The following is a 21,452-nucleotide window of genomic DNA, read 5'->3' on the forward strand; positions in this document are numbered from 1 at the left end:
CGGAGGTGGCGCGGGAGCTGCCTAGGGGGCCGCGCGCCAGGCCCAGGCATCCGCCCGGTGCGTCAGCGGAGGGCTTCGGCGACCTCCCGGGCCGCGTCCACGACCCGCTGCCCGACCCGCTCCGGTACGGCGTCGGCCAGCATCACGACGCCCACGCTGCCCTCGACGCCGGTGACGCCGATCAGCGGGGCGGCGGCTCCGCTCGCCCCGGCCTCCAGCTCGCCGTGGGTCAGGGTGTACCCGGGGCCCTCGGGGGGCTGCTTCCGGGCGGCGAGGATGGCGCGGCCCGCGGCCCCGCGGTCCAGGGGGTGCCGGAAACCCGCCCGGTAGGCCACGTGGTAGTCGGTCCAGGTCGGCTCCACCACGGCGACGGCCAGCGCCTCGGAGCCGTCCACGAGCGTCAGATGGGCCGTCGCGCCTATGTCCTCGGCCAGGGAGCGCAGCGCGGGCAGCGCGGCCTCGCGCACCAGCGGATGCACCTGGCGGCCGAGCCGCAGCACGCCGAGCCCGACGCGGGCGCGGCCACCGAGGTCGCGGCGTACGAGGGCGTGCTGTTCGAGCGTGGCGAGGAGCCGGTACACGACGGTCCGGTTCACGCCCAGTTTGGTGGATAGCTCGGTGACGGTCAGTCCGTGGTCCGTATCGGCCAGCAGCTTGAGGACGCGCAGTCCCCTGTCGAGCGTCTGAGAGGTCTCCGCGGTCACGACGCCCACTCCTTAGTGGTGAGGTCGACGGCCTCGTCACGGCGGGCGTCACCGAGTCCCGTCGGTCACGCGCTTCAGAGGCCGCCGATCGGCCGGCGGTCCGGCCTTCCGGACCGCGTCGCTTCACGGCTGCGCTCCGCGGCGGCGCTGCCACGGGGCGTGTGCGTAGGCGGACATTAGCGAAGCCGGTTCGCTGAGCGGAAGGCTCCGTCCAGAATCCGGGCGCGCGCTGGTACGGACCGCACGGGTTCGCCCCTATATGTACGGTGCACCGAGTTGCGGGAGGGGTGTGAGGTGTCCGGTGGGGGCGTGAGGTGCCCGGAACCTTCGCGCCCCCCCGGGGGGGGCGGGTCACCGCATCCGGGTGGCCCACTCCTGCACCTTGGCGATCCGCTGCCGCAGCTGCCCGGCCGTCGCCTCGGCGCTCGGCGGCCCCCCGCACACGCGCCGCAGCTCGGTGTGGATGACGCCGTGCGGCTTGCCGCTCTGGTGGACGTAGGCGGAGACCATCGTGTTGAGCTGCTTGCGCAGCTCCATCATCTCCTTGTGCGAGACGACCGGTCGCCGCTCGGCGGGCAGCTCCAGCAGGTCGGCCTCGGCGTCCGGCTTCTTGCGGCTGTGCGCGATCTGCCGGGCCTGCCGCTTCTGCAGCAGCAGCTGCACCTGGTCGGGTTCGAGGAGCCCGGGGATGCCGAGGTAGTCCTGCTCCTCCTCGCTCCCGGGGTGGGCCTGCATGCCGAACTCGGCACCGTCGTACAGCACCCGGTCGAAGACGGCCTCGGACTCCAGCGCCTCGAAGGAGAACTGCTCCTGCTCGCCGGTGTCCTCGTCCTGCTCCTTGTTCGCCTCCTCCATCTCCTTCTCGGACTCGGCGTACGGGTCCTCCTCGCCCTCCTTCTTCGGCTTGTCGAGGGCGTGGTCCCGCTCCACCTCCATCTCGTTGGCGAAGGTCAGCAGGTCGGGCACGGTCGGCAGGAAGACGGAGGCCGTCTCGCCGCGCCGCCTGGACCGTACGAAACGGCCGACGGCCTGCGCGAAGAAGAGCGGCGTGGAGATCGTGGTGGCGTAGACGCCGACGGCGAGGCGGGGCACGTCGACGCCCTCGGACACCATGCGGACGGCGACCATCCAGCGGTCGTCGCTCTCGCTGAAGTCGTCGATCCGCTTGGACGCGCCGGCGTCGTCGGACAGCACGAGCGTCGCCTTCGTCCCGGTGATCTCGCGGATCAGCTTGGCGTAGGCGCGCGCGGAGTCCTGGTCGGAGGCGATCACGAGGGCGCCCGCGTCCGGGATGCCCTTCCTGACCTCGGTCAGCCGCTGGTCGGCGGCGCGCAGCACGCTGGGCATCCACTCGCCGCGCGGGTCCAGGGCCGTGCGCCAGGCCTGGCTGACCGCGTCCTTCGTCATGGGCTCGCCGAGCCGTGCGGCGATCTCGTCGCCCGCCTTCGTCCGCCAGCGCATGTTGCCGCTGTAGGAGAGGAAGATGACGGGCCGGACGACGTGGTCGGCGAGGGCGTTGCCGTAGCCGTAGGTGTAGTCGGCTGCGGACCGCCGGATGCCGTCGTTCCCCTCCTCGTACGTGACGAAGGGGATCGGGTTGGTGTCGGACCGGAACGGCGTACCGGTGAGCGCCAGGCGGCGGGTGGCCGGCTCGAACGCCTCCAGGCACGCCTCGCCCCAGGACTTCGAGTCACCGGCGTGGTGGATCTCGTCGAGGATGACGAGGGTCTTGCGCTGCTCGACGCGGTTGCGGTGCAGCATGGGGCGCACGCCGACGCCCGCGTACGTCACGGCGACGCCGTGGTAGTCCTTGCCGAGCGGGCCGGCGCTGTACTCGGGGTCCAGCTTGATGCCTATGCGCGCCGCGGCCTCCGCCCACTGCTTCTTCAGGTGCTCGGTCGGCGCGACCACGGTGACCTGCTGCACGACGTGGTGGTGCAGCAGCCAGGAGGCGAGCGTCAGGGCGAAGGTCGTCTTTCCGGCGCCGGGCGTGGCGACCGCGAGGAAGTCGCGCGGCTGCTCCTGGATGTACTTCTCCATCGCACCCTGCTGCCAGGCGCGCAGCTTGCTGGCGGTGCCCCAGGGGGCCCGCCCGGGGAAGGCGGGGGAAAGGTGGTGGGAGGAGGCGGCGGTGGTAGTCACGGTCTCCGTACGGGGGTCGGTTCGAGGGCCACACCGGTCCGCGGGGCGGGCGGCTGGGCCTGCGTATGACAACCGGGCCACCCTACCGGCGGCCCGGCACCGGCCCGGCTCGTACGGGGCCGGGTCACACGCGGGTGGGACTGACGTCACAGCGGGCACGGTCCGCCGGGAGGGCCGGGGCTCAGTGCTCCCGCCGGGGGGCTCAGTGCTCCCGGAGCCGGGTGGTCACCCAGGCGCCCACCAGGGCGACGGCCGCCATCGGCAGGAACACCGCCGCGAACGCCGCCGGGTGCTGGGAACCGGCGCCGGACGCGTCGAGCGGGGCGTGGCTCAGCGCGCCGCCGCCGAGCGCGGCGAAGGCGGCGCCGCCCGCCGCCAGCAGGACGACGTTCGAGAGGGCGTCGGAGATCTGGAGGGCGGCGGAGTTGGTGCCTGCCTCCTCGGGGGCGGAGAGCTTGAGCAGCAGCACGCTCGTGGAGGAGATCACCAGGCCCATCCCGAAGCAGCCGAAGGCCCAGGCGACGGCGAGCGTCCAGGCGGGCACGGAGTGGATCAGCACGCTCGGCGCCGCCGCGACGGCCGCGGCGACCAGCACCATGCCGGCGGTCGTCAGCCGCTCCCGGTACGGCTCCACGCGTGGCCGGGACTGCACCCAGGAGCCCAGCGCCCAGGTGACACCGCCGGCCGCGAGCGAGAACCCGGCGAGCGTCGGCGACAGGCCCCGCTGGGTGACCAGCATCAGCGGCACGAAGGACTCGGCCGCGATGAACGACCCGGCGGCCACGCCGCGCAGCAGGACCACGGACGGCAGGCCCCGCGCGGCGCGGTAGGTGCCGCGCGGGAGCAGTCCGAGCGCGGCCGGCACGAGGAGCGCGGCGCCCAGGGCGCCGGGGACGAGGGAGATCCACCTGAGGTCTTGGGCGGCGTACTGCAGCAGCCCGGCGCCGAAGGAGATCGCGAGGGCGAGCCGGATGCGGCGCCGGTCGAAGGAGGCGTCGCTCCCGGCGCCCGGCACGGGTCCGGCAGCACGGCGGCGTATCTGGGGCAGGGCGAGGCCGAGCGGCAGCAGCACCAGCACGGGGATGCCGACGAACACCCACCGCCAGCCCAGATGCTCGGTCACGGCACCGGAGGCCAACGGCCCCACGATGGACGGCACGACCCAGCTCGCGGCGAACGCCGCCATGATCGCCGGGCGCAGCCGCTCGGGGTAGGCGCGGCCGACGACGACGTACAGGGCGACGATGACGAGTCCGCCGCCGAGCCCCTGGACGGCCCGCCCGAGGATGAACAGCCACATGGCCCCGGCGGTGCCGGACAGCAGGAGCCCCGCCCCGAAGGCGGCGATGCCCGTGGTCAGCGGCGCGAGCGGCCCCCGCCGATCGGACCACTGGCCGGACAGCACCATGCCGAAGAGGCTGGTGGTGAAGTACCCGGAGAACGCGAAGGCGTACAGCGACACCCCGTTCAGCTCGCGCGCGGCGACCGGCATCGCCGTCCCGACGGCGGTCGCCTCGAAGGCGATGAGCAGCACGACGGAGACGATCCCGATGCTCAGGGCCCGGTACGACCGCCCCAGCACGGTCTCCTCCGATACGGCGGCGGAGGGAACGGCGGACGTCTTGGCGACATCGGTGTCGCGCGGCTCGAGGGCAGTCATGGTCGCCAGAGTAAGGGCCGTGACCGACATTGACCCCTGTCGGGGGCCGCACCTCCCCTGAGACCTTGGTCGTACGACCGCCCCGCTTCATGAACGCGGCATGGCGATCACGTTGCACCCCACCCGCTCCCCTTGAGCCCTTCAGCACCCCGCCCGTACGGTCGAACCACCGACCAGGCCCGGCTTCCGGACCTGCGCACGGCCGTGTGCCCGAGTGGCTCAGGGACTCGCCTGCAAAGCGAGTTACGCGGGTTCGATTCCCGCCACGGCCTCCGTTGCCTGAGCAGGCACCCCTGAAGGGCGGCACCCTCCAGGGGTGCCGCAGGTATCCATGATCTTCCAGCAAATGCCACGGCAGGTTCAATGTCGGCGACGGTCGGCACCTCGCTACGGGACAGGGCGGTGAAGACGTCCCGTCGGCTGACGTCTCCCACCGGTTGTCCCGCACCGCGTCAGCACGCTGCGGGCGCGGCCGATGACCGAGTCCGCGCCCATGGCGTCGAACGCGGAGAGGGCGTGGGCGGTGTAGTAATCCCCCAGCTCGATCGCCGCGCATGGTGTCTTCGGCAACAGTGGGCGTAGCCGGTGCCGCCGTCTTCGGCGAGGTGCAGCAGCGCGGCCATCCGGGCGGTGGCGCCGGCGAGTTCCGCAGCCCAGTTGGTGATGTGGACACCCTCGCCGCCACGCTTCTTGAGCTGCGGTTCACCCGTTCCTGATAGGAGATCAGGGCCGCGTCCGCCCCCGGGCTGAGTTGGATGACAGCCGGGTCGGCCCACTCCGCGAGGGACAGCGTGAGGTCGATGACCCTCGCGGCGTAGGCAGCGGCCCTCTGCTCGGAGATGGGGTCCGTGACGACTTCCGCTCGCCCACCATGGACTTGGGCAGGGAGAACAGGAAGCGGGCCAGGAACCCGCGTCCGTCGAACCCTCTTCACTTGGCGATGTCTTGCAGCACCTTGAGCTGCACGGCCAGGGCGGGGCGCGTCGATGTGCTCGCGGCATGACTGCCGGTTGACCCTCAGCCGGTCCCCGGCATGCCCCTTGAAGAACGCGACCATGCTCGGGGCCCCGGAGTAGCGCCCCGCGATGATGTCGAAGACGCCGCCCTCCGCGCTCATCACGGACAGCCGACCGCCCTGCTATGCATAAGGGAGGTGACCGTCTCGGGCGTGGAGTGGTCGGCGAGCAGCACGGGTTCGGCCGGGACGGTGAGCGTCTCGGTGGTCTGCGCGAGACCGACGGCGGCGGCCACCACCTCTTGCCGCTTGTCGTCGTCGGGGGACGCGGCACGGGCGACGGCCTTGTCTGCCGCTTCCTTCGCGAGGCGGGCGGTCACCTGCGCTCGACGATGGCCAGCTGCATCGCGGCCTTGAGCTGTTTCTCAGCGTCGTAGAGGGGGTTGGCGAGCAGGGCGAACACGGCGGACTTGCGGTTGCCGGGCGGCAGGGCCGCCACCGTCTAGAGGTTGGTGGGCTCACGCCAGTTACCGCGTAGAGAAGGTTCCCCGAGGATTGGCCTGCTGCCGCACTCGATCCTCCTCTCTGCTCACCCGTCGTCGCCCTCAAGGCTCCCATGTCGACTACCGCAAAGAGCAGGGTGGTGCACCGCCGGGCCAATCCATCTGGGCCGCCTTCAGGGTGGGAGAGCAGCCAAGGACGACTCTCCTCCGACGAAAAGGCGGCGGCATCAAGGTGACGGGCGCCACACCTGCGTGGTGGTCGCCGGACCAGTAAGGGCGGCGGGAGCGCCATCGGCATTGCTGACCAGTAGCTCCGCAGACGGCGAAGATTTCGCGCGGGAGTGTACTGCAAGATCTTAAAAGACCGGGGCCAGCTCGGGAAAACTGTCCGGATTCCAATCGTTGTTTCCTTCCGATGCGGAGTACCCGCAGAAGGTAGCCGAGCCGTCGGCGGCGCAGACCCAGGGAGGGCCTACCCATGAACGGTCACACAGATCAGCGGACGGTGCTGCTCTTGCTCGTTGGCGGTGGCGCGGTGTATGCCGCTCTTGAGCACCCACAGTTCGGTGCGGCCCTCCTGGTTGGTGTCGGAGTGATGGCGCTGCTGCATTCCCTACTGGACAGGTGACGGCTATGCCGTCGGAGGTCGTGAGCCGAGCGGGTCCGTCTCAGTTCCCGTCTCATTCATCGTCGTACGCGGCCGTTCGCTCCACCCCTCTCGGCGCAACGTCCGCACGGGACTGAACGCCAGCGAACGCATCTGGATCACGCCTTGACCAGCCCGGACAAACCTTCAAAGCGAGTTACGCGGTTCGATCCCCGCCACGGCCTCTTCCTCCCCCCGGTGAGACGAGGGGGGCGGCACCCGCCCCCCTCGGCCGTGCATTGTGGTCGGCGGCACCCGTGCCCGACCCGCAATCAAAGTGGCCACGCCGTGCAACCACGGAATGCACCCAGGCGTCACATGCGGTGACTGAGCCCCGTCACACTTGAGGAGGGCGCCGTTGTCCGTACCGCCTCAGCCAGCTCAGCCACCCATGCCGGCGGCCCTGCACCCGCTGCAAGGGCAGTCGGCGGTGGTGTGGATACGTCGCACGTTCCGCTCACGCAAGGCGTTGTCGGGCGTCACCCAATGGTTCATCGACTGGGGTGTCCCCATCGCCCTGATCATCGGCGTTGTGTGGGTGGTGGGTGCCGGTCGATCCGAGAAGAGCTGGAGCGGCATCTATCGGGTGTTCACACTCGTCGACCCGCCCGCGCACGCAGTCGCCCGAGGTGCGTCAGTACTGGGCTGGTTGCTGGTACCCGCCCTGATCGGTGGTGTGGCAGGTCATGTCATCGCGGCCCGGATGCAGCGGGTCAAGGACATCGCTACCAATCACCTCTTCCAACGGAGAAGCCTCAAACGCCGCTTCAAGCTGCCGGGAAAGATCACTTTCCTGGAGTCGCTCCATGCGAAGAGCGCTGAGGACCAGGAGTTCCTGGACCGCTATGTGAGGCGGGCTCATTGGGGAGACTGGAAGAAGGCTCAGGACCACTGGGAAATCCTCGTCCGAGACGTGCTCTGCACAGTCGAACTCGCGGAGCTGGACCGCAACGAAGCACTCGAATCCGCCGAGAGCTTCGCCCGCGCCGTGATGTTCATGACCGGGTACCAGGACACATGCCTCGTGTGTACGGCACGCGCCAACCAACCTTGACGTTCCGGAAGGACGGTTCCGATGCAGACACGAAGCGCCGTGGAGATCGCCCGCGCCGCCCTGAGTGAAATCTTTCCCAACGCCACCGAGGACGGCCTCGACGCCGGGGCGCGCCACCTGGCCCGCTGGGGGGTCGAGGGGCACGGAACTCAACTCGGTGGTGCAGCAGCAGCTCTCATGTATCGGGATCTGGCGAGGGCATCCAGCGAGCAGCAAGTGCCGGACGACGTCCTCGCGGCCGCTGAAGTACGTGGTGTGACACGGACCTGGCGCGCTCCTTCCCAACGGGGGTGACCATGAGCCTCGGCCGGCCTGAGTCAAGGGATACGAAGCTTCTGCTCGTCTCACACAGGTAGCCACCTGGTTCACCGCACATGCGAGCGCCGGTGTCCCGCGGCTTGGAGACACCGGCCCACCCTGTCCCGTCACCAGCAGGACGAGAAGTGTCGAGGGGGAGATGTGGACACCGAGCAACGGGTTGTTCGACGCAGCACGCCCTATTCACGAGCACTGATCGCCGTGGCAGCTGTGGCATTCGGTCTGCTGATCTACGCGGTCATCTGGTCGAACCGACAGGACGAGTTGCCTCAACTGCTGGACGTCCAGAGCGCCACCACCGCCGTCCTGGGGGCGACTGGAGCGATCCTGGCGCGAGGGCAGTACGCACGCGCGGTCAGGCCGAGCATCGGCTGGTTCGGTCGTGTCACCGCCGATGCTGCCCCAGCCGGTCGGTTGGCCTGGATCTGCTACGCGCTGAACGGTGCACAGGACTCGTGCACGGTGTCCGACGTCGGTTATCAGGTCGTCCTCACCGGGAATTCGGCCTCCGACTCCGGCAGGTGGACGCGCATGGAACATGCCGCTTCTGTCCTGGAAGGACGAGGGCTGACAAGCGGCTCGGATTTCCACCTGAACCTCATCAGCCCTGGTCTGCCCATCACGGCCGGCAGGCGCTTATATGTGGGGTGGTTCACCGAGGCGGCAATGACAGAGGTTGCAGATGTGTATGTGCGGCTACGTGTCGTGGACCGAGTCGGCGACACGCATGAACGTGTACTCGCGCTCATGCGCGGCGCCGAGCGCCGACCGACACGCCCCAACATCCATTTGAGCTGAGAAGGCTTCCGCCCGCTCGCGGCCACGTCGGCCGGACCGCTGGCCCACAACTCCTCCCCCGTCCCTCCCCAAACAGGAGCACAACCCTCCGCTGCCGCGGGGGGTCCTCTTGGTGTCGGGGTTGTGGCCTCGGCCGGCCGTGCTTTCCGTTCATCGAGGAGACCCACCCGTGCGCCAGCGCATCCGCACCTCGCACCTTCGCACCTCGGCCGCCCTCGTGGCCGCCGCCGCGATCGCCGCCGCCGTTCCCGCGCTCGCCGCTCCCTCGGCGTACGCGGAGGAGGGCGCGGCCGACCTCGTGATATCGGAGTTGCCCAAGACGTCTCCCAAGCCCGGCGAGGTGTACGACGAGAACGTCGTCGTCACCAACAAGGGCACCGCCGCCGCGGACGGGCTCACCTTCCGGGTCCGGCTGACCCGTGGGCTGGACTTCCCGTCGCAGGTGCCGGGCTGCACCTACTCGACCGTCGAGGACCAGGTCCGCCAGGCGCTGTGCGAGATCGACGAGGTCATCGAGCCCGGCGCCTCCATCGAGACGCCCGTGCGGTTCAAGGCGCTGCCCAACGCCCTGATGGAGGCCGTCGAGTACGGCACCTCCGCCACCGGTGAGGCCCCGGGCGAGGGGTACGGCGACAGCCACCGCCGGCTCGCTCTGACGGCGGACAGCTCGGCCGACCTGGCGGCCGTCGGGGAGGACACCGAGGCCCTGGCCGGTGACCGGCAGTCGATCACCGTGCGGCTGCGCAACGACGGACCCGGCTGGATCCAGAACCAGGAGAGCGACGACCAGACGGCGCTCATGGTCCGCATTCCGAAGGGCACCACCGCCTCGGCCGTGCCGAAGGCGTGCGCGCCGTTCGGCATCGACGGCCCGAACGGGCCGGGCGGGACGCCGGGCAAGCCGACGTACGTCTGCCAGCCGGACGACAGCACGCTCGACGTCGGCGAGGAGGTGTCGTTCACCTTCACGCTGGAGATCGGCAAGGACACGAAGACGACGACGGGCGAGGTCAAGGCGACGTCGGCGTACGACATCCATCCCTTCTTCGACAAGAACCCCGCCAACGACAAGGACGTCATCCGGGTCGCCATCCCGACCGACAACGAGCCCGAGCCGACACCCTCCGGCTCGTCCTCGACCGGGGGCGGCTCGGGTAGCGGTGGCTCCACCGGTGGCGGCAACGACCCGTCCGGGCAGACCACCGGCGGCTCCGGCGGCACCGGGGGATCCTCCACCGGCGGTTCCGGCACCGGTTCCGTCGACGGGAACCTCGCGAGCACCGGCTCGGACGGCACCCCGCTGATCGCGGGCGCCGCCGCTGCCGCCGCGGCACTCGGCGCCGGGGTCCTCCTGGCCGTGCGCCGGCGCCGCGTCGCCGACTGACGGACACCACCCCCTCCTGGGGCCGCCGGTCCCAGGAGCACCCCCGCCGGGGTCAGTGGCCGCAGGACTCCAGTACGCCGACCGTCTCGTCCTGGAACGCCTCGGTCCAGTAGTGGCGGGCCGCGCCGTCCGTGGCGGTGCCCGTCGGGTCGACCGTGGAGAGGACCTGGAGCATCGTCATCGCCAGCTGGTCGTAGGTGGCGGTCGTCAGTTCGTGGTTCGACGCCGCGTCGATCGCCCGCTCGCGGTGCAGCAGCCAGAGGGTGAAGGCGAGCGTCGAGACGTCCGTGTTCAGCGGGTACAGGCGCCCCTCGCGCTCGCTCCAGTGCAGGACGGCGCCCGTCATGCCGTCGAGGACGAGGCTGCCGTCCTCCGCGAGGTCGCCGAGGCGGATCAAGGACGCGGCGGACAAAGGCAGTTCGGCCGGGGTGCCGCACTCGGTCTCGTACTCGTCCAGGGTGGCCAGCGGCGCGTCCGTGTCGAGGGTGAACAGGAAACCGCCCTCGGGCAGGCCCACTTCGCGCAGGAAGCGGCGGGTCGGCTCGTGGTGGAGGGTGGCCGGGAAGTCGACCTCCTCGAAGCGGACCACCGCGCGCCGGCCGAACTCCTCGTCCAGCAGCCGCGGCGGCAGGTCCAGGGCCAGCCCGGACTGCCCGGCGCGGCCCGCGACGAGGGCGAGCGGCCGGATCAGCGCCGCCATCTTCCAGAACGGGGCGGGCTCGCCGTCCGTGCCCTCCTCGAACACCGACAGCAGATGCCGGGACGCCTCCGCGACCGCCTTGGTGCCGTACCGCCCGGCGTAGGAGGCGAACTGGCCTCGCAGGCCCGCCAGTTCGTCCGTGGCCTCGGCGAAGCGGACCAGGGTGCGCAGGGAGGGCGCCAGGGCGCGGCGGTCCATCAGGTCGGGCCGGTCGTGCAGCAGATGGGTCGTGGAGACCTCGCCGGTCGCGCCGTCGAGGAGGACGGACTCGGTCTCCCGGCCGCCGGGGCCGAGCAGTCCGCCTATCACCAGCTGGTCGCGCAGCCCGGACGCGAGCCGGCCCGTGTCCCCGGTGGAGTCGGCGACCGTGCGCAGCCCGGCGCGGGACAGCTCGGCGAAGCTCAGCACCGCGTTGCGGCCGGGGAGTCCGGGGCCGGTCAGCCAGCGCCGCGTGGACGCGTGGGTGACGTAAGGGTCGAGCTCGGGCTCGGACAGGATGATCGTCCGGTCACCCGCCTGGGTCGTGATCGTCGTGCTCATGGCTCCCCCGCATGCGCTTGCTCGCCGCCACCCCTGGGCACGACACGTCCTGACGGGCCGGCACCACCGCACCCGGCCGTCGTCCCCACTGCCCAGAACACTACGCGCCACCACTGACATCGCACCGGCCCGGAACGGCCACGGAGAGCGCTTCACCTCAGTAGACGCCCCAGCACCCCGGGTACGTTCCCACAACGCGCCGATTTCCGGAGGGAGACGGGCCCGGCGGCATGTCCGCCGGGTCCGGTCACTGGGTGTGGACGACCGCGGCCTGGGGGCGGATCGGCAGGCGGTTGACCGGGCGGCCGGTCGCGGCGCGCACGGCGGAGGCGACGGCCGCGGGCGACGTCACCACCGGCACCGCGCTCACCGCCTTCGCGCCGAACGGCGCGACGACGTCCCGCTCCTCGACCAGCTTCACGATCTGGATGTCGGGGGCGTCGAGCGCCGTGGGCAGCGCGTAGCCGGTCAGGTCGGGGTGGCGGATCAGCCCGCGCGCGGAGCGCAGGTTCTCCGTGAGCGCTATGCCCACGCCCTGCGTGACGCCCGCCTCGATGCGCGCCTCCAGCTGGGCGGGGTTGAGCACCCGGCCGACGTCCTGGGCGAGCGCCAGCTCGACCACGCGCACCGAGCCCAGCTCGATGTCGACGTCGACGACCGCGCGGATCGCGCAGAAGGACAGGCCCACGAACGCGTCGCCCTGGCCGGCGCCGTCCAGCGGCTCGGTCGGGTGGGGGCGGCACTGGGCCGTGGCCCACAGTTCCTTGCCCTCCAGCGCCTCGGTGACGGTGGTCGACAGGACGCCGTCGTACGAGGTGATCTTGCCGTCGGTGATCTGGAGCAGTTCGGTGGACATGCCGAACTTGTGCGCCAGGGGCTGCAGGAGCTGGGTGCGGACCATCTTGGCGGCCCGCTCGACGGCGCCGCCGGAGACCCAGGTGTGCCGGCCGCGGCAGCCCGCTCCGGCCGGGGGCTGGTCGGTGTCGACCGGCGCCACGTGCACCTCGTCGACGCCCAGGGTCTCCTGGACGATCTGCCGGGCGAGCGTGGTGAAGCCCTGGCCGGTCTCGACGGCGGCGCACAGCACCGTCGCGACGCCGTCGTGGACCTTCACGGTGGCCGTGGACACCTCGTCGGCGCCCTCGGCGCCGAGCATGTGGACCATGCCGAGGCCGTAGCCCACGCCCCGGCGCACGGCGCCCGGTTCGCCCGCGCCCTCGGGGCCGCCGGGCAGCAGCCAGTCCTCCTCGGGGGTGTCCTTGGGCAGCGGCGGCAGCGGGTGGTCCCGTACGGCCTGGAGCAGTTCGGCGACCGGGGCCGGGCAGGTCACGGACTGGCCGGTCGGCAGGATGTCGCCGGTGGCGAGCGCGTTGCGCAGGCGCAGTTCGGCCGGGTCCACGCCGAGCTTCTTGGCGAGCTTGTCCATCTGCGCCTCGTACGCGGCGCACACCTGCATGGCGCCCTCGCCGCGCACATGGCCGGAGGGCGGGTTGTTGGTGCGGACGGCCCAGCCCTCGATGAAGGCGTTCGGGACGACGTACGGGCCGCAGGCGAAGGCGACGGCGGCGGCCAGCGCCTCGGAGGAGGTGTCGGCGTAGGCGCCTGCGTCCAGCAGGATCTGCGCCTCGACCTTGACCAGCTTGCCCTCGGCGTCCGCGTGGTGGCGGTAGCGCAGCAGGGTGGGGTGCCGGTGGGTGTGGCCGAGGAAGGACTCCTCGCGGGTGGCGGTGAGCTTCACCGGGCAGCCGGTCTTGAGCGCGAGCAGCCCGAGGGGCAGCTGGAAGCCCTGGTCCTCGCGGTCGGCGGTGGCGCCGGGGACGCCGGTGACGACGACCTTGACGCGCTCGGGTTCCAGGCCGAAGCAGGCGGCGGCGCGGTCGCGGTCGGTGTGCGGGTCGGTCGAGGCGAGGTACAGCTCCACGCCTCCGTCGGGACGGGGCACGGCGAGTCCGGCCTCGGCGCCGATGGGCGCCGGGTCCTGGCGGCCGATGCGGTACAGGCCCTCGACGACGATGTCGCCGGCCGCGTCGGGGTCGCCGTGGCGCAGCGGGATGTGCCGGATCAGGTTGCCGTCGGGGTGCAGCGGCTCGGCCTCGAAGGCCTGTTCGGGGTCGGTCACCGGGTCGAGCACCTCGTACTCGACGATGACGGCGGCGGCGGCGAGGCGCGCGGTGTCGGGGTGGTCGGCGGCGACGGCGGCGATGGGCTCGCCGTGGTGGCGTACGACGTCGGAGGCGAAGACGGGCCGGTCGGCCCGGCCGCGGCCGAGCAGCGGGCTGCCGGGGACGTCCTCGTGGGTGACGACGGCGCGGACGCCGGGCATCTCCCGCGCGTGGGAGGTGTCGATGGACGTGATGCGCGCGTGCGGGTGCGGTGAGCGCAGGACGGCCGCCCACAGCAGGCCCTCGGCCCACAGGTCGGCCGCGTACGGGAAGGTGCCCTCGGTCTTGGCGCGGGCGTCGGCGGCCGGCAGGGAGGCGCCGAGGCCGTGCGGGACCTGCTCGGGGGCGGGGGCTGCCTCCGCGGCGGTGGTCGCGGTGGCGGCTTCGTTGCTCACGCCTGGCCTCCGTCCTGGCCGTACGGGTCATGCGGTCCCATGGCGCCGGGCGCCTCGAACGCCGAGGCGTGGACGCCGCCGGCTCCCGGGCCCGCCTGGTGCGGGATGCGCGGCTCGTCCTCGTCCCCGTCGGGGGACTCGGCCGCGTGGGCCGCGCGTTCGGCGACGACCTCCTGGACGGCCCGGACGACGCCCCGGTAGCCGGAGCAGCGGCAGAGGTTGCCGCACAGGGCCTGGCGGGTCTCCAGCTCGCTCGGGGCCGGGTTGCCCTCCAGCAGGTCGTGCACGGTCATCGCCATGCCCGGCACGCAGAAGCCGCACTGGACGGCGCCGCAACGGGCGAGCGCGCGCTGCACGTCGGAGGGGTGCCCGTCCTCGGCGAGCCCTTCGACGGTGCGCACCTCGCTGCCGGCGGCGGTCACGGCCGGCACCAGGCAGGAGGCGACGAGCCGGCCGTCGACCTGGACGTTGCAGGCGCCGCACTCGCCCTGCGAGCAGCCGTCCTTGGCGCCCGCGAGGCCGAGCCGCTCGCGCAGCACGTACAGCAGCGACTCGCCGATCCAGGCGTCGGAGACGGGCCGGTCGACGCCGTTGACGCGCAGGACGTAGGAGGCCAGGGGGTGTTCCTCGCCGGGGGGCGGGGGCGTCTCGCCGGGCTCCTCGGCGCGGGTGGCGTCGGTGTCGCCGTCGGCGGGGCCGTCGGAGGGCTCCGCGGGGCTCTGGGCGGCCTCGGGGGCGTCCTGGGCGTCCTCCACGGCCGCCACCGCCTCGCCCGCCTCACGGGCCGCCTGGGCGGCGTTCTCGGCGGCCTGTGCGGCGTCGGGTGCGGACCGCTGCGCGGGGGCGGCCGCGTGGGCGTCGCCCGGGCCGTCGGCCAGGGGCTCGCCGGGGGCCGCGGACCGCTCCCAGGGCTGCTCGGGCTGCTGGGGCGCCCACGGGGCGGAGGCGCCGCCCGGCAGGGTGGCCGGGGCGCCGCCGCCCCACTGCTCGACGAGGGAGGAGGTGGTGAACTCGCCCGACTCGTCCGGAAGGTCCCCTCCGGCGAGCGGGATCGACCACTGACCGGTGACGTCCTGCCCGGTGGCGTCCTGCCCGGTGACGCCCTGCCCGGGCGGCCGGCTCTGGGCGTCCGGGAGGTTCCACTGCTGGGTGGCCGCGGGGTTGTACGTGAACCGGTCGCCGCCGTCCTGGGGGGCGGCGTTGGGGTCGGGCCACCCGGCGCCCTCGCCGGGCGTGCCCGCGGCGGGCCAGCCGCCGGTGGCGGCCGGGTCGGTGGTGCCGGGCGCGGCGGTGATCCGCGGCGGCACGTACCCCTGGCCGGGGGCGGCGAGCGGGCTGTCGGCGGAGGCGAGGAGGGCGTCGATGCCGCCCTCGGGCAGCTCCACGAAGGCCGTGGCGCCGTCGTCGTACTCGCCCTGGGGCAGCGGGTCCCAGCGGCCGTTGCCGCGGGGCGCGCCCTCTCCGTGCCGGTCGTCGGTCACGACAGCGCCCTCCCCAGTGCTCGTCGGGCCAGCGCGGCGACGGTGCGCCGCAGGTGCAGTACGGCGGGCGGGTGCTGGGCCACGCTCCCGTCCTCGGCCGGGGCCGGGTCGGGGATGCAGGCCGCGGCGACGTACTCGCCGAAGGCCTGGAGGGCCTCGGGGACGATCGCGCGGCTGTTGTCCCAGTCGATCAGCTGGGCGACCCACTGCTCGGCCTCCAGGGGCCGCAGCGGCATCGGCGCTATGGCGCCCACCGCGCAGCGGATGCCGCGCCGGGCCGGGTCGAGGACGACCGCGACGGACGCGAGGGCACGCCCGGGGCCGGTGCGCCCGGTGGCCTTGAGGAAGACCTGCGGGGCGTGCAGCAGGGGCACGCGCACGTAGCCGATGAGTTCACCGGCGCGCAGCGTGTCCACGCCCGCCAGCAGGTGCGACACGGGGATCTCGCGGCGGGCCCCGCCCGGGCCCGCGATGATCAGGGTCGCCTCCAGGGCGGCGAGGACGGGCAGCGCGTCACCGGTGTGGGACGCGGAGGCCACGTTGCCGCCGAGGGTGCCGGCGTTGCGGATCTGCGGCGGGCCCGCGGCGCGCGCGGCGGCCGCGAGCGCCGGGATCAGGGCGGCGAAGTCGGGGCGGCCCATGCGCGCGTGGGTGAGTCCGGCGCCGAGCAGGGCGTGCCCGTCCTGGTACTGCCAGCCACGGATCTCGCTGATCTTGCCGAGGCCGACGAGGGCGGCGGGCCGCAGCTGTCCGGAGTTGACGGCGGCCATGAGGTCGGTGCCGCCCGCGACGGGCACGGCGGCGGGCATGGCGGTGAGCGCCGCCACGGCCTCGTCCAGCGTCGTGGGCAGCGTGACGGCCTGCGCCGCCTGCGGTGCGTGCGTGGTCAAACCGGCTGCCCCTTCCCGCTGCCCCACCTGGTCCCACCTGTGTTGCCGTACGGTACGTGCTGACAGGGCGGACGTGGCAACTCTGGCACATCTTCCCAGGGCACGCGGACACGGGTCCGCTAGGAGGCATTCGCCCACCTCATCGGGGAGATGGTCCGTTTTGGGACGGCTTCACCGATGAGTGCCGATTGACACTCTTCGGTGACCCGTCGCCGGTTTTTCCCTCATCTGTTCGGTGGCGGTCCGTCGATGGGACGGCCGAGCACCCCGGGGCGCCGCTGCCAGGGCCGGGGCCCGGCCGGCGGCCGGTAGGCGACGCCGAGGGCGTCCAGGCGCGCGTAGTGGGCCGTCATCCGCCGCTCGAAGCCGGCGAAGTCCCGCTCGGCCGGGGCGGGCAGGCGGCTCCAGGCGACCTCGGCGAACGCGGCCAGCCGCGGGAACGTCTGGTAGTCGACGCGCGAGGCGTCCTCCATCACCTCGGTCCACACGTTGGCCTGCGTGCCCAGCACGTGCCGGGACTCCTCGGGCGTCAACTCCCCCGGCACCGGCTCGAACCGGTAGACGTCCTCCAGGGTGCGCACGTACCCGATCGGCACCGGCTCGTCGGCGCCCGCGTCCTGCCGGTGGTCCAGGTACACCTGCTGCTCGGGGCACATGACGACGTCGTGGCCCGCGCGGGCCGCCGCGACACCGCCCGCGTAGCCGCGCCAGGACGACACGGCGGCGCCCGGCGCGAGCCCGCCCTCCAGGATCTCGTCCCAGCCGATGAGCCGGCGCCCGCGCGCGGACAGCCACCGGTCGAAATGGCCGATGAACCACGCCTGGAGACCGTCCTCGTCCTGCACGCCGAGTTCCCGGACGCGTTCCTGCGCGGCGGGCGAGCCGCGCCACTGGTCCTTGAGGCATTCGTCACCGCCGACATGCACGAACTCGCCCGGGAAGAGTTCCAGGACTTCCTCGAACACCCCCTCGTAGAAGCGCAGGGTGGTGTCGGTGGGGGCGAGTACGTTCGGGGAGATGCCCCAGGAGTCCCACACGGAGAGGGCCGTGGTGTCGACGACGTCGGTGTTGCCGAGTTCCGGGTACGCGGCGATCGCGGCCTGCGAGTGACCGGGCACGTCGATTTCCGGGACGACGGTGATATGCCGCTCGGCGGCGTACGCCACGATCTCGCGGATGTCGTCCTGGGTGTAGAAGCCACCGTGCGGCTTCTCCTCCCAGAGCGGGGAGGCGCGGTGGCCGAATTTGGTGCGCGCCCGCCAGGACCCCGTCTCGGTGAGCTTCGGGTACTTCCTGATCTCGACGCGCCAGCCCTGGTCGTCCGTCAGATGGAAGTGGAAGACGTTGAGTTTGTGGGCGGCCATCAGGTCCAGATAGCGCAGCACGCCGTCCTTGGGCATGAAGTGCCGTGCCACGTCGAGCATGAGGCCGCGCCAGCGGAATCGGGGGGCGTCCTCGACGGTCCCGGGCGCGAGGACGGGAAGGGCGCCGGGGCGGACGGGGGCGCGGCGGAACGCGTCGGGGCCGAGGAGCTGACGCAGGGTCTGAGCGCCCCAGAAGACGCCGGCGGCGTCGCCTCCGCGGATCTCCACGCCGCCGTCCGGGCCGGCGGTGAGCCGGTACGCCTCCGCGTCCAGGGTGCCGTCCAGGAGCAGCCTGACGGCGCCCGGCGCGTCCGGCGGCCCAGGTCGCAGGGGCAGGCCGAACGCCGCGCCGAGGGTGGCGCGCAGCCAGCGTTCCGTGGTGCCGGTGCCGTCGGCCGCCCACAGGGTGGTGCCGGCGTCGAGGGTGAGGGTGCGCTCCCCGGGTGCCTCCCCCGGCGCCCCTCCCGGGCCCTCGCCCGGGCTCTCGACCGTGCGCGGTGCCGGAATCAGTTCCCTCGCGGAAGTCAGGTCAGTCACGTCAGTCCTTTACCGCCCCGCCCAGCCCCGACACGAGTCGCCGCTGCACGAGGACGAAGAAGATGAGCACCGGAATCGTCATCACCGTGGACGCCGCCATCACGCCGCCCCAGTCCGGCTCGTCGGGCTTGTAGAAGACGAGCAGGGCCATCGGAAGGGTCGACTGGGAGGTGTCGCTGATGATGAACGACTTGGCGAACAGGAAGTCGTTCCAGGCGGAGATGAAGGAAAACACGCTCGTGGCCACGAGGCCCGGGAAGACGAGCGGGAAAAGGATCTGCCACAGGAATCGCGACCGGCTCGCGCCGTCCATGTAGGCGGCCTCCTCCAGGGCCTCCGGAACGGCCTTCACGAAGCCCCGCAGCATCCAGATCGCGAAGGGCAGCGAGAAGGCGATGTGGGGCAGGATCAGCGACCCGAGCGTGTTCAGCTGGCCGAAGTCCCGCATGAGGAAGAACAGCGGGATCGTCAGGGCCTCGACGGGCACCATCTGGGCCACCAGGAACATGATGAGCAGGGTGGTGCGGAAGCGGAACCGGAATCGTGTCACCGCGGTCGCGGCGAGAAACGCGATGAGCGCGGAGACGACCACGACCGTGCACGCGACGACGAGACTGTTGACGAAGTAGCGGCCGAATTCGTTCTGCTCGAAGACCCTCCGGAAGGAATCGAGAGAGGGGGACAGCGTCCACGGCCGCGGCTCGGTGGACTCGATCTCCCCGGCCGGTTTGAAGGCGCCGAGCACCATCCAGTACAGGGGGAAGGCGACCACCACGGCGATCAGCAGCGCGGTGGCCTCCGCGAGCAGCCGCCAGGGGCGCCGTACGAGGCGCGTCGCGTTCATCGGCCTCACAGTTCCTCTCCCTGCCGTCGCAGCAGCCTCAGGTACACGAGCGTGACCGCCAGCAGGATCAGCAGCATGACGACGCCGATCGCCGAGCCCAGGCTGTACTGCGAGGACGCGAAGGCCTTCTGGTAGGCGTACACGTTCAGCACCAGGTTCTGGCCGGCGATGCCGCCGCCGCCCGTCATGACGTAGATCTGGGTGAAGACCTTGAAGTCCCAGATCACCGACTGGATGGTGACGACCACGAGGATCGGCCGGAGCATCGGCGCGAGCACCGAGCGCCAGATCCGCCACTGCGAGGCGCCGTCCAGGGCGGCGGCCTCCAGCACCTCGGCGGGGACGGCCCGGATGCCGGCGTAGACCGTCACCATCACGAACGGGAAGGAGCACCAGACCACTTCGAGCAGCACCAGGAAGAAGGCGCTGAGGCGGCCGTACGTCCACGAGTGGTCGCCGAGCCCGAGCAGGCGGTTCACCGGGCCGAAGTCCGGGTCGAACAGGAACAGCCAGACCGTGGAGCCGGTGATGGCGGGAGTGGCCCAGGCGCCGAGCGCGGCCAGCATCAGCGCCAGCCGCGGCACGGCCCGTACCCGGGTCAGCAGGACGGCGAGGGCGCAGCCGGCGGCCAGCGTCGACAGGACGCAGGCCGCCGCGAAGGCGACGGTGGCGAGCAGCACCTGCCAGAACTGCTCGTCGGAGAACAGCTCGGCGTAGTTCCCCAGCCCCTGGAAGGTGGTCGGCTCCCCGCCGCTGACCTGGGCCTGGGTGTACTCGAAGAACGAGATCAGGCCGAGCTGGTAGACGGGGTAGACGAGCAGTCCGCCGATGACGACGAGGGCGGGGGCCAGGTAGAGCCAGGGTGTCGTGCTCCGCGGGCGGCGGGCCCGCGGCCGGGCGGGCGCTGTCATCCGGCGGAGCCGAACGCCGCGTCCATCTTCTTCGCCGCGTCGCGCGAGGCCCCGGCGACGTCCTTCTTGCCGCTGACGACCTCCTGGAACATGGTCGGCAGGACCAGCGACGAGTCGATCTGGGCCCAGGCGGGCGAGGCGGGCACGAACTTGGTCCCGGCGGCCAGCGTCTCGACGAACGGCTTCACGTACGGCTTCTTCGCCGCGGCCTGCCGGCGTACGTCGGCGAAGGTCGGCAGGAAGCCCATCGCCTCGAACATCGACTCCTGGGTGTCCTTGGCGGCCAGCCGCTCCATCAGTTCGACGGCGAGCGTGCGGTGGGAGGTGCTCTTCAGGACGCCGATGTTGTTGCCGCCCGCGAACGCGGGTGCGACCGTGCCGGCCTTCACGCCGGGCAGGGGGACGACGCCGTACTTGCCCTTGACCTTGCCGGCCTCGACCGCGGCGTGGCTGAAGTCGCCGCCGATGGCCATGCCCGCCTTGCCGGCGGCGAACGCGGTCACGGTGTCGTTGCCGCCCATGCCGGCGCACTTCGCGGCAGGGCAGTTGTCGTCGGAGAAGAGCGAGGTGTAGGCCTTGATGCCCTTCTGGGCCTGGGCGCTGTCGATCGCGGAGGCGTACGAGCCGCCCTTGCCCTCGGCGAGTTCTCCGCCGTTGGCCCACACGAAGGGCATGGCGCCGTAGGTGTAGGCGCCGCCGACGACGAGACCGTACAACTCGGGCTTCTCGGCGCGGATCTTGCGCGCGGTGGTGGCCAACTCGTCCATCGTCCTCGGCACTTCCAGGCCGAGCTCGTCGAAGACGTCGGTGCGGTAGTACAGGGCGCGGACACCGACGTAGAAGGGCGCCCCGTAGACCTTGCCGTCGACGGTGACGGACTGGCGGGCGGTGGGGTCGGTGTCCTTCGCCTCGTCCCAGGCCGCGAACTCCTCGCTGACGTCGAGGAGTCCGCCGTCCTTCACATAGCCGGCGGTGTCGGTGTTGCCGTACTCCATGAGGTCGGGGGCGGACTTGGGGTCGTTGAAGGCGGCCTTGACGCGCTGGGCGCGGGTCTCGACGGGGATGTACTCGACGTCGACCTTCGTGCCCTCGTGCTCCTTCTCGAAGCCGGCGACGACCGCGTCGACGACCTTCTCCTTGGGCTTGTTGCCGACCTCCTGGAACAGCCAGACCCGCAGGGTGCCGGTCTTCTCGTCCTTGTCGGAGGAGGAGTCGCCGGTGGTCTGGGGGGCGCAGGCGGAGACGATCAGGGTGGCGGCCGCGAGGGCCGTGGCCCCGAGGACACGGACAGCTGGCTTCCGGGTGTTCATGGCACTCCTCCGATGAGGCGTTGCATCATGCGCAATGACGGTTTCGCTATGCACAACACCGGGAGGCTAGGGAGTTCATGAACACGACCACAAGAGGTCTCAACCACTCTGTGACCGGCGGACGCACCCCGTGCAACGCCCGGACAGCACAAAG

Annotated in this window: 19 protein-coding genes, 1 tRNA gene and 1 pseudogene; 6 read left to right on the forward strand and 15 right to left on the reverse strand. The window is 71.9% G+C overall.

Features of this window, described 5'->3' with window-relative positions; translation table 11 throughout:
• Positions 1-62: 62 nt before the first annotated feature.
• The 3 genes from F8R89_RS13690 to F8R89_RS13700 all read right to left on the reverse strand — a co-directional run bounded on the left by F8R89_RS13690 (position 63) and on the right by F8R89_RS13700 (position 4,506).
• Positions 63-704: an IclR family transcriptional regulator gene (locus F8R89_RS13690; protein WP_055624649.1), complete on the reverse strand. Its 642-nt coding sequence runs from the start codon at positions 702-704 to the stop codon at positions 63-65.
• 351 nt (positions 705-1,055) lie between these two features.
• Entirely contained in the window at positions 1,056-2,846 is a 1,791-nt protein-coding gene (locus F8R89_RS13695) for a DEAD/DEAH box helicase (protein WP_151784246.1), read from the reverse strand.
• A 202-nt stretch (positions 2,847-3,048) separates the two neighbouring features.
• The gene (locus F8R89_RS13700; protein ID WP_151784247.1) at positions 3,049-4,506 is read right to left on the reverse strand and encodes an MFS transporter; all 1,458 of its coding nucleotides are present in this window, start codon (positions 4,504-4,506) and stop codon (positions 3,049-3,051) included.
• 200 nt (positions 4,507-4,706) lie between these two features.
• Here F8R89_RS13700 and F8R89_RS13705 point away from each other — a divergent pair.
• Positions 4,707-4,778: transfer RNA gene (locus tag F8R89_RS13705), tRNA-Cys, on the forward strand.
• 300 nt (positions 4,779-5,078) lie between these two features.
• A complete protein-coding gene (locus tag F8R89_RS36185; protein ID WP_192806116.1) occupies positions 5,079-5,222 on the forward strand; it encodes a hypothetical protein in 144 nt (47 codons plus the stop codon).
• Positions 5,223-5,257: 35 nt separating this feature from the next.
• Here the strand turns inward: F8R89_RS36185 and F8R89_RS37345 are convergent.
• The 4 genes and pseudogenes from F8R89_RS37345 to F8R89_RS36190 all read right to left on the reverse strand — a co-directional run.
• Positions 5,258-5,623, reverse strand: a pseudogene (locus F8R89_RS37345) (DUF3987 domain-containing protein); the annotation flags it as partial.
• Positions 5,623-5,841 carry a hypothetical protein gene (locus F8R89_RS13715; protein WP_151784248.1) on the reverse strand — a complete coding sequence of 73 codons (219 nt, stop codon included), beginning with the start codon at positions 5,839-5,841 and terminating at the stop codon, positions 5,623-5,625. The pseudogene F8R89_RS37345 and the gene F8R89_RS13715, both read right to left, overlap by 1 nt.
• Positions 5,838-5,960 carry a DUF3987 domain-containing protein gene (locus F8R89_RS36705; RefSeq protein ID WP_225994388.1) on the reverse strand — a complete coding sequence of 41 codons (123 nt, stop codon included), beginning with the start codon at positions 5,958-5,960 and terminating at the stop codon, positions 5,838-5,840. The genes F8R89_RS13715 and F8R89_RS36705 overlap by 4 nt, the downstream gene beginning before the upstream one ends.
• A 476-nt stretch (positions 5,961-6,436) precedes the next feature.
• Positions 6,437-6,574 carry a hypothetical protein gene (locus tag F8R89_RS36190; RefSeq protein ID WP_192806117.1) on the reverse strand — a complete coding sequence of 46 codons (138 nt, stop codon included), beginning with the start codon at positions 6,572-6,574 and terminating at the stop codon, positions 6,437-6,439.
• Between the two features lie 427 nt (positions 6,575-7,001).
• Here F8R89_RS36190 and F8R89_RS13720 point away from each other — a divergent pair, with 427 nt between their 5' ends.
• The 4 genes from F8R89_RS13720 (at position 7,002) to F8R89_RS13735 (ending at position 10,164) form a co-directional block, all read left to right on the forward strand.
• Positions 7,002-7,664 (forward strand): DUF6313 family protein, encoded by a 663-nt coding sequence (locus tag F8R89_RS13720; protein WP_225994389.1) that lies wholly within the window; start codon positions 7,002-7,004, stop codon positions 7,662-7,664.
• Positions 7,665-7,685: 21 nt separating this feature from the next.
• A complete protein-coding gene (locus tag F8R89_RS13725; RefSeq protein WP_151784249.1) occupies positions 7,686-7,958 on the forward strand; it encodes a hypothetical protein in 273 nt (90 codons plus the stop codon).
• A gap of 165 nt (positions 7,959-8,123) precedes the next feature.
• The gene (locus tag F8R89_RS13730) at positions 8,124-8,780 is read left to right on the forward strand and encodes a hypothetical protein (protein ID WP_151784250.1); all 657 of its coding nucleotides are present in this window, start codon (positions 8,124-8,126) and stop codon (positions 8,778-8,780) included.
• Between the two features lie 169 nt (positions 8,781-8,949).
• Entirely contained in the window at positions 8,950-10,164 is a 1,215-nt protein-coding gene (locus F8R89_RS13735) for an LPXTG cell wall anchor domain-containing protein (RefSeq protein WP_151784251.1), read from the forward strand.
• Between the two features lie 52 nt (positions 10,165-10,216).
• On the opposite strand, the gene F8R89_RS13740 is transcribed toward F8R89_RS13735, so the two are convergent.
• The 8 genes from F8R89_RS13740 to F8R89_RS13775 all read right to left on the reverse strand — a co-directional run bounded on the left by F8R89_RS13740 (position 10,217) and on the right by F8R89_RS13775 (position 21,298).
• The gene (locus F8R89_RS13740) at positions 10,217-11,404 is read right to left on the reverse strand and encodes an SUKH-4 family immunity protein (protein ID WP_151784252.1); all 1,188 of its coding nucleotides are present in this window, start codon (positions 11,402-11,404) and stop codon (positions 10,217-10,219) included.
• Between the two features lie 247 nt (positions 11,405-11,651).
• Positions 11,652-13,961 carry a xanthine dehydrogenase family protein molybdopterin-binding subunit gene (locus tag F8R89_RS13745; protein WP_151784253.1) on the reverse strand — a complete coding sequence of 770 codons (2,310 nt, stop codon included), beginning with the start codon at positions 13,959-13,961 and terminating at the stop codon, positions 11,652-11,654.
• Positions 13,958-15,442 (reverse strand): 2Fe-2S iron-sulfur cluster-binding protein, encoded by a 1,485-nt coding sequence (locus F8R89_RS13750; RefSeq protein ID WP_151784254.1) that lies wholly within the window; start codon positions 15,440-15,442, stop codon positions 13,958-13,960. The genes F8R89_RS13745 and F8R89_RS13750 overlap by 4 nt, the downstream gene beginning before the upstream one ends.
• Positions 15,439-16,332 (reverse strand): FAD binding domain-containing protein, encoded by an 894-nt coding sequence (locus F8R89_RS13755; protein ID WP_151784255.1) that lies wholly within the window; start codon positions 16,330-16,332, stop codon positions 15,439-15,441. The genes F8R89_RS13750 and F8R89_RS13755 overlap by 4 nt, the downstream gene beginning before the upstream one ends.
• Positions 16,333-16,556: 224 nt before the next feature.
• Positions 16,557-18,233, reverse strand: a complete 1,677-nt coding sequence (locus F8R89_RS13760; protein ID WP_413251254.1) for a beta-N-acetylhexosaminidase — start codon at positions 18,231-18,233, stop codon at positions 16,557-16,559.
• 1 nt (position 18,234) lies between these two features.
• Positions 18,235-19,077, reverse strand: a complete 843-nt coding sequence (locus F8R89_RS13765) for a carbohydrate ABC transporter permease (RefSeq protein ID WP_151784256.1) — start codon at positions 19,075-19,077, stop codon at positions 18,235-18,237.
• A gap of 5 nt (positions 19,078-19,082) precedes the next feature.
• Positions 19,083-19,988, reverse strand: a complete 906-nt coding sequence (locus tag F8R89_RS13770; protein WP_151784257.1) for a carbohydrate ABC transporter permease — start codon at positions 19,986-19,988, stop codon at positions 19,083-19,085.
• A complete protein-coding gene (locus F8R89_RS13775; protein ID WP_151784258.1) occupies positions 19,985-21,298 on the reverse strand; it encodes an extracellular solute-binding protein in 1,314 nt (437 codons plus the stop codon). Before F8R89_RS13775 ends, F8R89_RS13770 begins: the two co-directional genes overlap by 4 nt.
• Positions 21,299-21,452 lie beyond the last annotated feature (154 nt).

It is taken from the genome of Streptomyces sp. SS1-1, from assembly GCF_008973465.1.
In the GTDB taxonomy this organism is placed as follows: Bacteria; Actinomycetota; Actinomycetes; order Streptomycetales; family Streptomycetaceae; genus Streptomyces.

Coding starts and splice junctions, on each gene's coding strand:
- F8R89_RS13700 (WP_151784247.1), bottom strand. CDS start 4,506: ATGACTGCCCTCGAGCCGCGCGACACCGATGTCGCCAAGACGTCCGCC.
- F8R89_RS36190 (WP_192806117.1), bottom strand. CDS start 6,574: ATGCAGCAGCGCCATCACTCCGACACCAACCAGGAGGGCCGCACCGAA.
- F8R89_RS13720 (WP_225994389.1), top strand. CDS start 7,002: ATGCCGGCGGCCCTGCACCCGCTGCAAGGGCAGTCGGCGGTGGTGTGG.
- F8R89_RS13725 (WP_151784249.1), top strand. CDS start 7,686: ATGCAGACACGAAGCGCCGTGGAGATCGCCCGCGCCGCCCTGAGTGAA.
- F8R89_RS13740 (WP_151784252.1), bottom strand. CDS start 11,404: ATGAGCACGACGATCACGACCCAGGCGGGTGACCGGACGATCATCCTG.
- F8R89_RS13765 (WP_151784256.1), bottom strand. CDS start 19,077: ATGAACGCGACGCGCCTCGTACGGCGCCCCTGGCGGCTGCTCGCGGAG.
- F8R89_RS13770 (WP_151784257.1), bottom strand. CDS start 19,988: ATGACAGCGCCCGCCCGGCCGCGGGCCCGCCGCCCGCGGAGCACGACA.
- F8R89_RS13775 (WP_151784258.1), bottom strand. CDS start 21,298: ATGAACACCCGGAAGCCAGCTGTCCGTGTCCTCGGGGCCACGGCCCTC.